Origin of the sequence: Tardiphaga sp. 619_E2_N8_4 (genome assembly GCF_051810905.1) — a bacterium.
GTDB lineage: Bacteria > Pseudomonadota > Alphaproteobacteria > Rhizobiales > Xanthobacteraceae > Tardiphaga > Tardiphaga robiniae.
In genome coordinates this window covers 4,462,253-4,475,805 of the sequence record NZ_JBPWQJ010000001.1, presented here as the reverse complement: position 1 = coordinate 4,475,805, position 13,553 = coordinate 4,462,253, and the positions used below count along the sequence as shown (strand labels likewise).

Sequence of the window (13,553 nt, the reverse complement as noted above, 5' to 3'; positions counted from 1 at the left end):
GCCAAAACAAGGCTTGCGCAGTGATATCAGAACAGCATGATGACCTCTCGCGCAATTCTGCGAGAGGCCGTCATTGGGCGAGATCAGACTATCGGGTCCACGTTACTCGTCGCTGCGCCATTGACGATGATGAGCGGCCAGCCTTGCGGCGTGGTCAGCACCTAGCGCCGTAGCTCGCGCCTCGGTGAAAATGTCGTCCGACATTCACAGCGCTGCAATGCAGCGGCCGGGCTTTCGCCTCAATTCAGTCGGACCTTGCTACCGACGTCAAACGGTCTGTCGATGACTTTGCCAACTGGCTTGGACGGTTGGTTTGGGCAGTCGGCTTGGAACGACTCTTCCCCGCAGTCTATCGCGTCGCATTGGCAAGCGAACGGTGGGCGGATACAAGTATGAACCGGCTGGTGCTGCCGGAACCAAACACGGCACGAATTCTTCAATCTGTCACGAAAGCTATTGGGAGCGACATATGAGCATTTTCGGAAAGATCATGGGCGCGATTTTCGGCACCAGCGCCAGTGCAGCATCCCCTGATGCCGCGCCGGCCGCCGGCGGTTCGGCTCCCGCAGGCGCCGCGCCGATGGACAGTGTTGACGTTGCTGCGATCCTCGACAAGGCCGTGGCGGCCAAGGGCGAGAAGCTGGAATGGAAGACCTCGATCGTCGACCTGATGAAGGCGCTCGACATCGACTCCAGCCTGTCGGCTCGCAAGGATCTCGCCAAAGAGCTCGGTTACACCGGCGACACCAGCGATTCCGCCAGCATGAACATCTGGCTGCACAAGCAGATGATGACCAAGCTCGCTGCCAATGGCGGCAAGCTGCCGGCCGACATCAAGCACTAAACTTTCCGTTTAGGACGGAGTTGAAGGCCCGCGCTCGCGCGGGCCTTTTTGCTGTGGTATACCAGCACGCATAAATACAAGATCAGAAAACAAGACAAAACATACGAGGAGAAACGCCATGGACCCCATCAACCGCAGAACGATTCTGACCACCGGTGCCGTTGCCCTGGCTGGCAGCGCATTGGCGGGCGAGGCCGCGCAGGCGCAGGCCGGTCCCAAGGGCATATTCTCGGTCGCGACGGTGACGATTCCCATCGTCGGCGAGACCGACGTGTTTCCGGTGCGCCGCATCTATTGTATCGGTCGCAACTATGCGGCGCATTCCCGCGAGATGGGATCGGACCCGACGCGCGAGCCGCCGTTCTTCTTCCAGAAGCCGACCGATGCGATCCAGAACGTGAAGATCGGCGAGGTCGCCGATCACCCGTATCCGTCGCTGACCAAGAACTATCATTACGAGGTCGAACTCGTCGCCGCGCTCAAATCCGGCGGCACCAATATCTCCGTCGATAAGGCGCTCGACCATGTCTACGGCTATGCTGTCGGACTCGACATGACACGCCGCGACCTGCAGCGCGCTATGGGCGACGAGAAGAAGCCATGGGAGATCGGCAAGAGTTTTGACCGCGCCGCAGTCATCGGCCCGATCCATCCGGTCAGCAAGACCGGCCACATGACCAAGGGTCCGATCTCGCTTGCGGTGAATGGCACGGTGAAACAGACCTCCGACCTCGACAAGATGATCTGGAGCGTCGCCGAGCAGATATCGAAACTCTCGGACGCCTTCGAGCTGAAGGCCGGCGATATCATCTATTCCGGTACGCCGGAGAATGTCGGCCCGGTCGTAAAGGGCGACGTGCTGCTCTGCAAGATCCAGGGCCTGCCGGACATGTCGATCAAGATCGTTTGAGGTTTTGCCACACACTTGTCATTCCGGGATGCGCGCAAGTCGGCAGAGCCGACTAAAGCGCAGACCCGGAATCCCGATGCAATGAGAACTCAAAACATTTCCAGATTCCGGGTTCGCGATCGCCAAGTCGCGCTCGCGCCCCGGAAAGACGTGTGTGTGGCTAGCCGACCAGGTCCGCATAGTCCGCATGCTGGCGCAGATAATCCACCACGAACGAACAACCCGCCACGACCTTCAGCCCATCCGCACGGATCAATCCGAGCGCGCCCTTGACCAGTTCTGACGCGATGCCGCGGCCGCGCAGGGTAGGTGGCGTTTCGGTATGCGTGATGATGACGCGATCGCCGGCACGGCGATAATTTGCAAAGGCGACGGAGTCGCCGACATCCAGCTCGAAGCGATTGAGCGCCTTGTTATCGCGAACGTCGGTCATGCCGCGTCTTTCAGCAAATCCTGATAGTCGGCATTTTTCGCGATGTATGCCGCGATGAAGGGGCACTGCGCCACGACCTTCAATCCCTGTGCGCGGACGGCATCGAGCGCGCCGCGGGCAAGCTGTGAGCCGATACCTCTGCCGCCCAATTCCTGCGGCACGACGGTGTGGACGAAGGTGATGGTGTCGGACGTCCGGGTATATTCGGAAAAAGCGATATGGCCCTCGACGGCAAGTTCGAAACGGTGAAGCGAAGTATTGTTATAAACCGCGTTGCTCATTCTCATTCCATCCACAGGTGTCCGGGAGAAGGTAACAGTCATTTCTAAACGGGTGCAATGCAGCCGCCGCATGCTTCATCTGATAGGGGAAATCCGTGTCGTCGCGCGGGGCTCTTTGCCGTTCTGCGCGCTGTGAAAAATGGCTTTGGCGTGGCCTTGCAAAGGCAAAGCGGGTTCCTACGTCAATTGTAGACATACGCCCCGAAGCGGCCGGATCGGTCGTTTGACAGTTGGAGTGTCATGCCAACGGCCGCTGACGTATGCCTCTTTTGGAGGAGGTCACGATGTCAGACTCTCGGTTTCTCGGTACGCATCGCACGTGGGAAGACTGGTTTGGCATGGCGCTTGGCGTCCTGATTGCGCTGTCGCCCTGGTTTCCTACGCAGAACGGTCATCAATATGCCGGGGGGACCCCCAGCGCCATAATCATTAACACGGTGGCGGTTGGCGTCCTGGTATTTGGCCTTGCGCAGCTTGAGTATGTCGCGCTGCAACGCTGGGAGGAGGTGGCCGCGATCATTCTCGGCCTGTGGCTGATCGTCTCGCCACTTTTCCTCGGTTATTCCGGCGACGGCATGCTCAGATTCATCCATACCTGCCTCGGCGGTCTCGTGGTGCTGCTGGCAGCACTGCAGTTGTGGCAGGACTGGGATTTGAGTGATGGGGAAATGGCCCAGCACGGGCAGTGACAACAAGCGATCAGGCCCGCCGGTCTTGTCGTGAGGCCGGCGGGTTTCGTCTGTCTGAGGCCGGCCGTTAGCGTCCTGGCACAGCCAGCGTCGCGATTAGTTCGTCGATCCGGGAAAACACATAATTCGGCGTGCGCGCTTTCAGGGCCGCTCCGCTGGTATAGCCCCACGTCACCGCGCCGAAATCGATTCCGGCCTCGCGTGCAGCGTCGATATCGCGGATCTCGTCACCGATGCTGATCGTGTCATCGACAGAGATGCCGGTGAGCTCAAGGATACGCTGGAATTTCGCCGTCTTGCCGAACAGGCCGGCGCCGCAGGCGAAATAGGCGACGTGCTGATCGAGATCGCCGAGCACGTGTCGGACATTGTCCTCGCTATCGGAGCTGACGATCGCAATCGTCATGCCACGCGCCTTCAATTCACAGAACATGCGGTCGACGCCTGGGAACAGCGAAATGCGGTCGATCTGCTGCGCCTTGCGCTTGCGCATGTCGCGCGCAATCAACGGGATCCGCCATTTGGCGACGCCGAGCAGCCGGATCAGCTCACCGGCGCCGACGCTCCGCAACTCGTCGATGCGGTCGCGTTCGACGCGCTGAAACTTGTGCTTGTCGGCGACGGAATTGATGACGCTGAGGAACCACGAAAAGCTGTCGGACAGCGTGCCGTCGAAATCGAAGATGGCGAGCTTATAGGGCATGGCTGGCGGGCGGGGAGGTGGCCGGGGTCTCGGTCTCGGCTGGATGTTTGGCAGTGGCGGTCACGGGCTGGTTCTCGTCTGAGTCGTGGCCGATATGCGACCCGTCGCAAGGATGATCCCATCAGACCCGGTTTTCAACCCGCATTCGCGCGGCGAAACGATGCACGAGCCGCACGCAAGCGTGCTAAGTCCGTCATTGCCGTTTCATATCACCCGCAGGAGGCCCTCATGGCAGACGATAGACCGAACCAGAAAGGCCCCAACACTAAGAAGAAGCAGAAGTGCAAGAATTGCGAAGGCAAGGGCCTGCTGAAAAAGGGCGAGAAGGTGGTGAAGTGCCAGAGGTGTCACGGGACGGGGCTGAGGTAAGCGTGAAGGATAGGCACTGACAGGTCTCGCCTTATTTGTTATGCTTAGCTATCGATGCTTTACGGCAGGTTCTTTAAAATGAACGACCTCTCGGAGCGAATTACGATTGATCCCGACCGCATGCATGGACGCCCCTGTATCCGCGGGCTGCGCATCACCGTATCCGATGTGCTTGGTTTGCTCTCGGCCGGTCAATCGCGCGAGGAAATTCTAATCGATTACCCTTATCTGGAGAGCGCGGATATCGATGCCGTTCTTTCTTTTGCTGCCAGCCAAGCCGATCATCCGGTTATCCCCGCGGAGTAGCAATTGCTGTTCCTTATCGACACGCAACTTCCTCCGGCTCTGGCGGAAGCACTGCGGGGTCGTGGGTTGGATGCGATCCATACTGCAGATCTTGGCATGCTGGCCGCGACCGATGCGATGATCTGGGATGAAGCCGTCGCCCGCTCTGCCGTACTCGTTACCAAAGACCGCGACTTCGCCATGCTCCGTGCTGCACGGCGGAGCGGCCCATTCATTCTCTGGATCCGCTTCGGCAACATGAACAATCGCACCCTGATCGCTCGAATCTTGCGTGCGATGCAGAGGGTGATCAAAGCGATTGAGCGCGGAGATGCTGTGATAGAGCTTACGACTTGAGGGCGCGCCGTCGATGTGATCGTCACCCCGCGCCACGATAAAATATAGATCGCGCGCTCCTCTACTCCGCCGCCTCGCTCGCCTGCTTCCGCTTCTTCGGCTTCCCCGCCTTCTCCAGCACCGGTTTCAAAAACTTCCCCGTATAGCTGCGCGGTGCCTTGACGATATCTTCCGGCGGGCCCCAGGCGACAATCTCGCCGCCGCCGTCGCCGCCTTCGGGGCCGAGGTCGATGACCCAGTCGGCGGTCTTGATGACTTCGAGATTGTGCTCGATCACCACCACCGTGTTGCCCTGCGCCACCAGCTCATGCAGCACTTCCAGCAGTTTGGCGACGTCGTGGAAGTGGAGTCCCGTGGTCGGCTCGTCGAGAATGTAAAGTGTGCGACCGGTCGCGCGCTTGCTCAGCTCCTTGGCGAGCTTCACGCGCTGCGCTTCGCCGCCGGATAGCGTCGTCGCTTGCTGGCCGACATGGATGTAATCCAGTCCAACGCGATGCAGCGTCTTGAACGTCTCGCGCACACGCGGCACTGCCTTGAAGAAGTCGGCGGCTTCTTCCACGGTCATGTCGAGTACGTCGGCGATCGACTTTCCCTTGAACAGAACTTCGAGCGTCTCGCGGTTGTAGCGTTTGCCCTTGCAGGTATCGCAGGTGACATAGACGTCGGGCAGGAAGTGCATCTCGATCTTGATGACGCCGTCGCCCTGGCACGCCTCGCAGCGGCCGCCCTTGACGTTGAACGAGAAGCGGCCGGCCTCATAGCCGCGTGCCTTGGATTCCGGCAGGCCGGCAAACCATTCGCGGATTGGCGTGAAGGCGCCGGTATAGGTCGCCGGATTGGAACGCGGGGTGCGGCCGATCGGCGACTGGTCGATCTCGATGATCTTGTCGATATGCTCCAGGCCTTCGATGCGGTCATGCGGCGCGGCGCCTTCGCTGGCGCCGTTGAGCTTGCGCGCGATGGCCTTGTAGAGCGTGTCGATCAGCAGCGTCGACTTGCCGCCACCGGAGACGCCGGTGACCGCGGTGAACAGCCCGAGCGGGACTTCCGCCGAGACGTTCTTGAGATTGTTGCCACGCGCATTGATCACCTTGATGGTGCGGCGATGGTTCGGCGGCCGGCGCTCCGGCACCGGCACCGACATTTCGCCGGTGAGGTATTTGCCGGTCAGCGACTTCGGATTCTTCATCACCTCCTGGGGCGTGCCCTGGGCGACGATATTGCCGCCATGGGTGCCGGCGCCGGGGCCGACATCGACCACGTAATCGGCCGCGATCACCGCGTCCTCGTCATGCTCGACCACGATCACGGTATTGCCGAGATCGCGCAGCCGCCGCAGCGTATCGAGCAGCCGCGCATTGTCGCGCTGATGCAGGCCGATCGAGGGCTCGTCGAGTACATAGAGCACGCCGGTCAGGCCCGAGCCGATCTGTGACGCCAGGCGAATACGCTGGCTCTCACCGCCCGACAACGTGCCGGATGAGCGCGCCAGCGTGAGATAGTTGAGGCCGACATCGAGCAGGAAGGAGAGGCGCTCGCGGATTTCCTTGAGAATGCGGACGGCGATCTCGTTCTGCTGCTTGTTGAGCAGATCCGGCACGGACTCGAACCAGTCGCCAGCCTTGCGCACCGACATTTCCGAGATGTTGCCGATATGCTTGCCGCCGATCTTCACACTGAGCGCTTCGGGCTTCAGCCGATAGCCCTCGCAGGCATCGCAGGGCACGTCGGAAAAATACTTGCCGAGTTCTTCGCGCGCCCATTCGCTTTCGGTCTCACGGAAGCGGCGGTCGATATTGGTGACGACGCCCTCGAACGGCTTCTTGGTGTCGTAGGAGCGCACGCCGTCTTCATAGGAGAACTTGATCTCGTCATCGCCGGAGCCGTGCAGGATGGCGTTCTGCGTCTTCTTCGGCAGGTCCTTCCACTTGGTGTCGAGGGTGAACTTGTAGAACTTGCCGAGCGCCGTCAGCGTCTGCACGTAATAGGGCGACGACGACTTCGCCCATGGCGCGATGGCGCCCTTGCGCAGCGTCAGTTCCTTGTCGGGAATGACGAGATCGGCATCGATGGTCTGCTCGACACCGAGGCCACCGCATTTCGGACAGGCGCCATAAGGGTTGTTGAACGAAAACAGTCTGGGTTCGATTTCCGGAATGGTGAAGCCGGAGACCGGACAGGCGAACTTCTCGGAAAACAGGATGCGCTCGGCACCTGTCTTGTCGTGAATCTTCGCCACCTTCTTGTCGGATTTCTTTTCTTCCGCGGGAGCGGCAGGAGCGTCCGCATATTCGATGACCGCAAGACCTTCGGCGAGCTTCAGCGCGGTCTCAAAACTTTCCGCGAGGCGCTGGCCGATATCCGGCCTGACAACGATGCGATCGACGACGACGTCGATGTCATGCGGAAACTTCTTGTCGAGTACGGGCGCTTCGGCGAGTTCATGGAAGGTGCCGTCGATCTTGACGCGCTGAAAACCCTTCTTGAGATATTCGGCCAGCTCCTTGCGATACTCGCCCTTGCGGCCGCGCACCACGGGCGCCAGCAGATAGAGACGCGTGCCTTCCGGCAGCGCCAGCACGCGATCGACCATCATCGACACCGTCTGGCTCTCGATCGGCAATCCGGTCGCCGGCGAATAGGGAATGCCGACGCGCGCCCACAACAGGCGCATATAGTCGTAGATCTCGGTCACAGTGCCGACGGTCGAGCGTGGATTCTTCGACGTGGTCTTTTGCTCGATGGAAATGGCCGGCGACAACCCGTCGATCTGATCGACATCCGGCTTCTGCATCATCTCCAGGAACTGCCGGGCGTAAGCCGACAGCGACTCCACGTAGCGGCGCTGGCCTTCGGCATAGATCGTATCGAAGGCGAGGGACGATTTGCCGGAGCCGGACAGACCGGTGAACACCACCAGCTTGTCGCGCGGAATCGTCAGATCGACATTCTTGAGATTGTGCTCGCGCGCGCCGCGGATGGTGATGCTGCGCATGTTGGCGGCGGCCTGCTGCCGCTTCGCCTTGATGATCTCGTCCATACAGGCAATTCCCCGGCGCGTCGGGCGCGCCACATCCGGGCGCGCATCGCCGGCCGGGCCGGGATCGGGCGCCAATTGATTGTCGCTGGAACATAGGAAGAACGGGCGGGAATTTCCAGTGCTCCGAAGCAACGATCAACGGTTTGTTGGGAGAGAGGTTGCGCAGCGGCCGGCAAACGAGAAAGGCCGGCGTTTCCGCCGGCCTTTCCGAAGTCAGGAGCCCGAGATCAGGCGAAGCTCAATACTTCGCGACGACCGGGCCACCGAACTTGTAGCTCAGACGGGCGGTGACCGTGGACACGGTCAGCTTGTCGTCAAACCTTTCGGTGCCGAACAGAACTCCGGTCGCCGTGAGATTTTGACCGCTGAACGACGTCGTGCCGAAATCCATGTAATTATACTCGACACCGACGATCCAGTTCGTCGCGAAGCCATATTCAAGACCCGCGCCGACGACGTAGCCACTGCGCCACTGGCTGTTGTCCAGATGGCTTCCGAAAATGTCGAAATTGCTCATCTTCAATCGGGCACCGGCGTAGCCGCCCTTCACATAGGGCAACCAGTTGTTGAAGGCGTAGCCGAGGCGGCCGGAGGCAGTGAGGGTGCTATCGATCCTCGAGCTGATCCGATCCGAGCCTGGGAAGAAGATGCTGATGTCAGTCGCGCGCATGTTCGCGCCGCCGCCTGCGAGTTCGACGCCGAACACCCAATTGGCCGACTGCCAGTTGTAACCCGCCTGACCGCCATAGACGGCGCCGGCGGGCTTGGTGCGCTGGGTGGTGCCGAGGGGGCTGAACGTACCGGAGGTCCAGAAGCCGCCAAAGCCGGGCAGCAGGTCGGTATGATCTTCGCGACCCCAGCCATAGCCTGCATTGGCGCCGATATAGAAGCCGGACCAGTTGTAGGTCGGATCGACGATCGGCGGCCGCGCCTTGGTGTAGGGCCGCGCTGCCAGATCGGCAGCTGAAGCCGATGTTCCGGCGCCGACAGCGGCGAGGGCGACGGATGCGATCAGAATTTTCTTCATGGTCAGACTCCCCAATTGATGTCGCAACCCTAGCGTGATTCAGTAAGGCCGTCTGTATTTCGATTGCAACACCAAGAAACTAACGCGGGGGTTGCGCGAAAGTGCATATCTACGCGCCAGAATAGAAGCAAGTTAGTGCGACCACTTCCAGGCAACGGACCGGCTACGATGAAATGAAAAAGGCCGGCGTTTCCGCCGGCCTTTCCGAAGTCAGAAGCCTGAGATCAGGCGCGAAGATCAATACTTCGCGACAACCGGGCCACCCCAGTTGAAGCGGTAGTTCAGGCCAGCCTTGACGGTGTGCTCGTCGTTGCGGGACGACAGGCCGACGATGCCAACCGGCGACGGAGCAGCGAAGGTGGTCTTGCCGAAGTCGTAGTACTGGTACTCAACCTTGCCCGACCAGTTCTGGGTGAACAGGTATTCGAGGCCGGCGCCGACGGTGTAACCGTCATGCTTGGTGCCAGCTGCGAAAGCCACCGGAACGGCGCCAACGGTCGTGACCAGCGATTCGCTGTAGTCGGAGTAAGCGTAGCCGCCCTTCACGTAGAGCAGTGCCGGACCCCAGGTGTAACCGATGCGACCGGTGACCGAGGCGAGGCCCTTCTGGTTCAGGTTGTAGGTGACGCCAGCCGGAACGAAAGCGACGTTGGTGTTGTTCGAACCAACCCAGCTGTACTGACCTTCGATGCCGAACACCCAGTTCGGAGCGAACTGATAGTCATAGCCGATCTGCACGCCGCCGAGGAAACGGCCATCCGAATTGTCGGAAGTGCCGCCGAAGCCGTTCGAACCGTTGAAGGCGCCGCCGACGTGACCGCCGATGTAGAAGCCGGTCCAGTTGTAGATCGGGGCAGGAACGTAAGCCGGAGCCTTGGTGTAGGGACGAGCAGCCAGGTCAGCGGCCATTGCCGGAACCGAAGCGCCCAGAGCGATCAGAGCAACGGTGCCCAAAAGAAACTTCTTCATGTGAATTCTCCCCAAAATTGCTTCGCGTCGGCGAAGCCTCGTGTCCCGGCGCAAGCGCCAAATGCAATTCAGTGATCGAAATATACGCAAGTCTGCCAAAAAGTCCGTCACCCAAATAGCACACTCGTCTTCGATGTTTGGCCGTTTCTAAGTTAATGAAAGGTATATGAATTTTGGCCGGGCGCGGTTCCCTTCGGGTTCCACTATTGCTCGACTCAGACGCGACAGCGACGACTCGGCCACTTCGTCGTCGCCCAACAATTCGCCAAGGGGTGTCCTTGAGAACAAAAATGGAACATGCTATATGGGAGGGCGATCATATAAGAGATCGTGGATAACCCGGTCGCGGGGGCCTGCGCGGGAGCGCGGACCGTATAGGGTCCCATCATCAGCGGCGTTTGCGCGCGGGCCAGGGCCTGCGCCGGCGCCCAATCAGCAATTCAGATTCGAGAGTAGGAGAGTGGCATGGCGGGTAGCGTCAACAAGGTGATTTTGGTCGGCAATCTCGGCAAGGATCCAGAAGTCCGCCGGATGCAGAACGGCAATCCGGTCGTCAACCTGACCGTCGCGACCTCGGATACCTGGCGCGACAAGGGCACCGGCGAGCGCAAGGAAAAGACCGAGTGGCACCGCGTCGTGATTTTCAGCGAAGGTCTCGCCAAGGTCGCCGAGCAGTATCTGAAGAAGGGCGCCAAGGTTTATATCGAAGGCGCGCTGCAGACCCGCAAATGGACTGATCCGCAGGGTGTCGAGAAATACTCCACCGAGATCGTGCTGCAGGGCTTCAACTCGACGCTGACCATGCTCGACGGCAAGGGCGGTGGCGCGGGTGGTGGCGGCGGTTACGGCGGCGATGACATGGGCGACAGCTTCGGCGGCGGCCAGTCGAGCGCTCCGCCGCAGCGCCGCGTGGCCGCACCGGCCGGCGGTGGTGGCCGCGGCAGCGACATGGATGACGACATCCCGTTCTGACTGTTGGTTGGAGCTGTGTGTAAACTAAAAAACGCTTTCGTCGCTTCTTCAATGACTTAGCGTTTTTCAGCTTCCGGATTGCCGACGAGACTCGAATCAGATTCTGTGGGGCCCGCTTGTGTAAACAAGGGGGGCTTTCGTTTGATAAATCAACGCATTGCCAGCCGATTTCGCGTAAAGCCCGTTGTAATGGAGGGCGGCGAGAGGTTTGGGCTTCTCTTGGATAGGGAGAGCGGGCTGCCGGACCCTTAGGCTAGCTGAGCACAACATTCGCATGATGGCCGCGCTCGTTGAGCCGCTTGCACAGCGCGTGGGCGAAGGTGGTCTTTCCTGCGGCTGCCGGGCCAAAGAACTCGATGATCATGCTCCCGAACCTCAAGAGGTTGTTGGTGCCTGCACGATTCGCCGAGGGTCCTGCACCTGAGGAAACAGGCGTTCCCGCTTTCGCGCCGCGACAATAAAACTCTCCGCCAATAATCCCGGCACCTTGAGCCTCCGGCACGCCTTTTCGAATGGCTCGATCAGCGCCTCGCAGAGATGTGGAAACAACCGGCCCGGTCGCGGGAGATAGCCGTAATACGTGCTCTCCACGACCTCAAATCCCTCATCCGACAGCAGGCTTGAAAATTGATACAAAGTCAGGGTGTTTCGAGGTCTGCTCGGATATGCCCAGTTCAGGACACGACTGAACGACCCGATGGGTGACGTTGCATTGAGCTGGATATTGCACACCAATACGCCGTCGTTGCGAAGATGCCGATAGATCGCCCGCAATGCGTCGCGCCTAAGCGTGTCTTCTGCATTCAAGAAGAACCGAAATGCGGTGGCAACGTCAAATGTCTGTTCGAGAGGAACCTTGGTGACGTCGACGCATAGCAGCGTCACGTTGTCTGGCACCGAAGCTGCCGAAAGCATCGCTTCTGACACATCGACCCCGACAACCGAGCCGAACAACCGAGCGGCGACCTTCGCAATGCGTCCGGTTCCGCAAGCGAAGTCGAGGCTTGTTCGCTGTGGCCCTCCGAGCCGGCGCAGAATGCTTTCGAGCAAGGGCTGTTCGACGTCCCGCCACAATGCCGCGCAATGGCCCACCTCGAAGGTGCTGACGTAGTCGGCAACGACATCAACCGACTGGTGGCTCGCGCGATAGCTGAACGTGTCTCCGTTGAGCATAAGGATATGTCCCTCGAGTCCGCCGACGCTAACCTCGATGTCGGGACGACGTCTTCATGCATTCGCACGATGCCGGAACGGAGCGGCAGGCGTGATCCGACTAGTCGACGGGCGACAGTCCGCGGATCCGAACAGTCATTCAAATGAACGTTGGTGTGGTTTGTAATCCGGCTAAGCTCTGACCTGCAGGTAAATGACAGCTTGTTCCGAGGCGCTGGGCATTCCACCATGATCATCGAGTTATTTGGGCCGCCTGGTGCAGGCAAGACCACACTTCTTCGCGGCCTCTGCCGGGGGCTGGCGCAAGAAGGCATCAACCTGAAGACAGTGAACGGTTATCGCCTGATTGAATATGCGTCGGCCCAGGATGACGGCCCGGAGACGCGCCATGGCATTGGGCGTATTGGCAGAAAGATTGCCACCTCCGGTCCTGTCTTGCTATCGACCCTGCCGAAGGACGGTGTCGCGGCGCGGCTTCTAGCATCAATCCCGCTACGAAGCCGCACATGGTCGTGGCGCATGAAGGTCGACATCGCTCTACTGTGCGAATCTTGGCGTACAGCGCAGGAATCGGAAGGTTACTTCATTTTTGAAGAAGGCCTGATCCAGGCATTGTGTGCGCTGGTTTTGCTGGCGCGAACTCCAAGCATTGACGTGGTTCGTGACTGCCTAGCGTTCCTGCCGCGACCGGACCTGCTTGTCCAGCTCGATGCGCCGCAGGAAACGTTGCGCCGCCGTCTTACGGATCGGCATGCGCACCAGCCGCTCATCGAAGTCCTCCTGTTCGAACTCGGCGTGGACAGGGGCTTGAAGCAGGCCAATATCTCAAGGGAGATCGGCGAGTGCTTGCGCCGGGACGGATGGTCCTTGATACAAGTCAACGGTGCCGACCCCCTCAATTTCGATAAGGTCATCACGCGAGTCCTGGGAGAGCATATCAATGAGACCGTCCTGGGTGACCAAGGCGATAAAAGCCAAACCACTGGATTAGCTGGCAACTATGAACTTGATGGATCTCAACATTTCGCACGGGGGCCTGGTGGCAGCATCTGACGCTCGCTCACGATTTGAATCATTGCGTGGTCGAGCCCCGGTCCGCCCGGAGCGAGGCATGGATACTTTGGGTCGCCTCGACTAGCGCGGTCCCCTGTCTCGGAGAGCCTTGCGTCCGAAACCAACCATTCAGCCACGATCAGCCCGTGAGGCGCGCACGAAACAAGGTGCAGCCGTCCGCCAGGCGCGACCTGGAGATATCCCGGAATCCAGCCTCGGTCACCGGCGCGCTCCTCGACCGCCTCACGCATCACGTCCATAACCACATATAACCCTTCTGATCTGCTGTCAGGACGTCCTGAACTTCTGCATCGCGCGCTGTGAGCTGATTGCTTGCAGCGCGTTTTGCTTTTTTGAGGGGACGGTTAGCTGCGGCAATGTGGTGGACCATATTATCTTTACAATGGAAAGATTTCTGCGATGGTGAACTGACATTGCCTGCTGAATG

The 13,553-nt window shown here is 59.9% G+C and carries 15 protein-coding genes; 8 read left to right on the top strand and 7 right to left on the bottom strand.

The annotated features are described in order from the left end of the window. The first annotated feature begins 469 nt into the window (after positions 1–469). Positions 470–844: a DUF3597 domain-containing protein gene (locus AB8A23_RS21520; protein WP_089264465.1), complete on the top strand. Its 375-nt coding sequence runs from the start codon at positions 470–472 to the stop codon at positions 842–844. 118 nt (positions 845–962) lie between these two features. Further along, the gene (locus tag AB8A23_RS21515) at positions 963–1,754 is read left to right on the top strand and encodes a fumarylacetoacetate hydrolase family protein (RefSeq protein ID WP_439058271.1); all 792 of its coding nucleotides are present in this window, start codon (positions 963–965) and stop codon (positions 1,752–1,754) included. 160 nt (positions 1,755–1,914) lie between these two features. Here AB8A23_RS21515 and AB8A23_RS21510 read toward each other — a convergent pair whose 3' ends face one another. Beyond that, positions 1,915–2,187, bottom strand: coding sequence for a GNAT family N-acetyltransferase (locus AB8A23_RS21510; protein WP_439058272.1), 273 nt, complete (start codon positions 2,185–2,187; stop codon positions 1,915–1,917). Further along, positions 2,184–2,468, bottom strand: coding sequence for a GNAT family N-acetyltransferase (locus AB8A23_RS21505; protein WP_439058273.1), 285 nt, complete (start codon positions 2,466–2,468; stop codon positions 2,184–2,186). The genes AB8A23_RS21510 and AB8A23_RS21505 overlap by 4 nt, the downstream gene beginning before the upstream one ends. A 284-nt stretch (positions 2,469–2,752) precedes the next feature. Between AB8A23_RS21505 and AB8A23_RS21500 the strand changes: the two genes are divergently transcribed. Then, on the top strand, positions 2,753–3,157 hold the full coding sequence (locus AB8A23_RS21500) for an SPW repeat domain-containing protein (protein WP_439058274.1): 405 nt from the start codon (positions 2,753–2,755) through the stop codon (positions 3,155–3,157). Between the two features lie 67 nt (positions 3,158–3,224). Here the strand turns inward: AB8A23_RS21500 and AB8A23_RS21495 are convergent, their stop codons facing one another. After that, a complete protein-coding gene (locus AB8A23_RS21495) occupies positions 3,225–3,860 on the bottom strand; it encodes an HAD-IA family hydrolase (RefSeq protein ID WP_439058275.1) in 636 nt (211 codons plus the stop codon). A gap of 228 nt (positions 3,861–4,088) precedes the next feature. Between AB8A23_RS21495 and AB8A23_RS21490 the strand changes: the two genes are divergently transcribed. From AB8A23_RS21490 to AB8A23_RS21480, 3 genes are all read left to right on the top strand, one after another. Next, on the top strand, positions 4,089–4,229 hold the full coding sequence (locus AB8A23_RS21490; RefSeq protein WP_165826921.1) for a hypothetical protein: 141 nt from the start codon (positions 4,089–4,091) through the stop codon (positions 4,227–4,229). A 78-nt stretch (positions 4,230–4,307) separates the two neighbouring features. Continuing rightward, positions 4,308–4,535, top strand: coding sequence for a DUF433 domain-containing protein (locus tag AB8A23_RS21485; protein ID WP_093759119.1), 228 nt, complete (start codon positions 4,308–4,310; stop codon positions 4,533–4,535). A 3-nt stretch (positions 4,536–4,538) separates the two neighbouring features. Further along, on the top strand, positions 4,539–4,871 hold the full coding sequence (locus AB8A23_RS21480; RefSeq protein ID WP_139285843.1) for a DUF5615 family PIN-like protein: 333 nt from the start codon (positions 4,539–4,541) through the stop codon (positions 4,869–4,871). A gap of 61 nt (positions 4,872–4,932) precedes the next feature. On the opposite strand, the gene uvrA is transcribed toward AB8A23_RS21480, so the two are convergent. The 3 genes from uvrA to AB8A23_RS21465 all read right to left on the bottom strand — a co-directional run bounded on the left by uvrA (position 4,933) and on the right by AB8A23_RS21465 (position 9,907). After that, positions 4,933–7,911: an excinuclease ABC subunit UvrA gene (gene uvrA, locus AB8A23_RS21475; protein ID WP_231080751.1), complete on the bottom strand. Its 2,979-nt coding sequence runs from the start codon at positions 7,909–7,911 to the stop codon at positions 4,933–4,935. Between the two features lie 238 nt (positions 7,912–8,149). After that, on the bottom strand, positions 8,150–8,938 hold the full coding sequence (locus AB8A23_RS21470; protein WP_175367023.1) for an outer membrane protein: 789 nt from the start codon (positions 8,936–8,938) through the stop codon (positions 8,150–8,152). 237 nt (positions 8,939–9,175) lie between these two features. Further along, the gene (locus AB8A23_RS21465; protein ID WP_120289875.1) at positions 9,176–9,907 is read right to left on the bottom strand and encodes an outer membrane protein; all 732 of its coding nucleotides are present in this window, start codon (positions 9,905–9,907) and stop codon (positions 9,176–9,178) included. 465 nt (positions 9,908–10,372) lie between these two features. Here AB8A23_RS21465 and AB8A23_RS21460 point away from each other — a divergent pair, with 465 nt between their 5' ends. Beyond that, on the top strand, positions 10,373–10,879 hold the full coding sequence (locus AB8A23_RS21460; RefSeq protein WP_089264456.1) for a single-stranded DNA-binding protein: 507 nt from the start codon (positions 10,373–10,375) through the stop codon (positions 10,877–10,879). Between the two features lie 375 nt (positions 10,880–11,254). On the opposite strand, the gene AB8A23_RS21455 is transcribed toward AB8A23_RS21460, so the two are convergent. Further along, complete coding sequence (locus AB8A23_RS21455; protein WP_315841945.1) at positions 11,255–12,052, bottom strand: class I SAM-dependent methyltransferase; 798 nt, start codon at positions 12,050–12,052, stop codon at positions 11,255–11,257. A 228-nt stretch (positions 12,053–12,280) separates the two neighbouring features. Between AB8A23_RS21455 and AB8A23_RS21450 the strand changes: the two genes are divergently transcribed. Then, on the top strand, positions 12,281–13,105 hold the full coding sequence (locus AB8A23_RS21450) for an AAA family ATPase (RefSeq protein ID WP_439058276.1): 825 nt from the start codon (positions 12,281–12,283) through the stop codon (positions 13,103–13,105). The last annotated feature ends 448 nt before the right edge of the window (positions 13,106–13,553 follow it).

Bases quoted from the DNA above. Each gene is read 5' to 3' on its own strand.
- AB8A23_RS21485 (WP_093759119.1), top strand. From the start codon at position 4,308: ATGAACGACCTCTCGGAGCGAATTACGATTGATCCCGACCGCATGCAT.
- AB8A23_RS21495 (WP_439058275.1), bottom strand. From the start codon at position 3,860: ATGCCCTATAAGCTCGCCATCTTCGATTTCGACGGCACGCTGTCCGAC.
- AB8A23_RS21500 (WP_439058274.1), top strand. From the start codon at position 2,753: ATGTCAGACTCTCGGTTTCTCGGTACGCATCGCACGTGGGAAGACTGG.
- AB8A23_RS21470 (WP_175367023.1), bottom strand. From the start codon at position 8,938: ATGAAGAAAATTCTGATCGCATCCGTCGCCCTCGCCGCTGTCGGCGCC.
- AB8A23_RS21505 (WP_439058273.1), bottom strand. From the start codon at position 2,468: ATGAGCAACGCGGTTTATAACAATACTTCGCTTCACCGTTTCGAACTT.
- AB8A23_RS21450 (WP_439058276.1), top strand. From the start codon at position 12,281: ATGATCATCGAGTTATTTGGGCCGCCTGGTGCAGGCAAGACCACACTT.
- uvrA (WP_231080751.1), bottom strand. From the start codon at position 7,911: ATGGACGAGATCATCAAGGCGAAGCGGCAGCAGGCCGCCGCCAACATG.
- AB8A23_RS21515 (WP_439058271.1), top strand. From the start codon at position 963: ATGGACCCCATCAACCGCAGAACGATTCTGACCACCGGTGCCGTTGCC.
- AB8A23_RS21465 (WP_120289875.1), bottom strand. From the start codon at position 9,907: ATGAAGAAGTTTCTTTTGGGCACCGTTGCTCTGATCGCTCTGGGCGCT.
- AB8A23_RS21520 (WP_089264465.1), top strand. From the start codon at position 470: ATGAGCATTTTCGGAAAGATCATGGGCGCGATTTTCGGCACCAGCGCC.
- AB8A23_RS21455 (WP_315841945.1), bottom strand. From the start codon at position 12,052: ATGCTCAACGGAGACACGTTCAGCTATCGCGCGAGCCACCAGTCGGTT.
- AB8A23_RS21510 (WP_439058272.1), bottom strand. From the start codon at position 2,187: ATGACCGACGTTCGCGATAACAAGGCGCTCAATCGCTTCGAGCTGGAT.
- AB8A23_RS21460 (WP_089264456.1), top strand. From the start codon at position 10,373: ATGGCGGGTAGCGTCAACAAGGTGATTTTGGTCGGCAATCTCGGCAAG.
- AB8A23_RS21490 (WP_165826921.1), top strand. From the start codon at position 4,089: ATGGCAGACGATAGACCGAACCAGAAAGGCCCCAACACTAAGAAGAAG.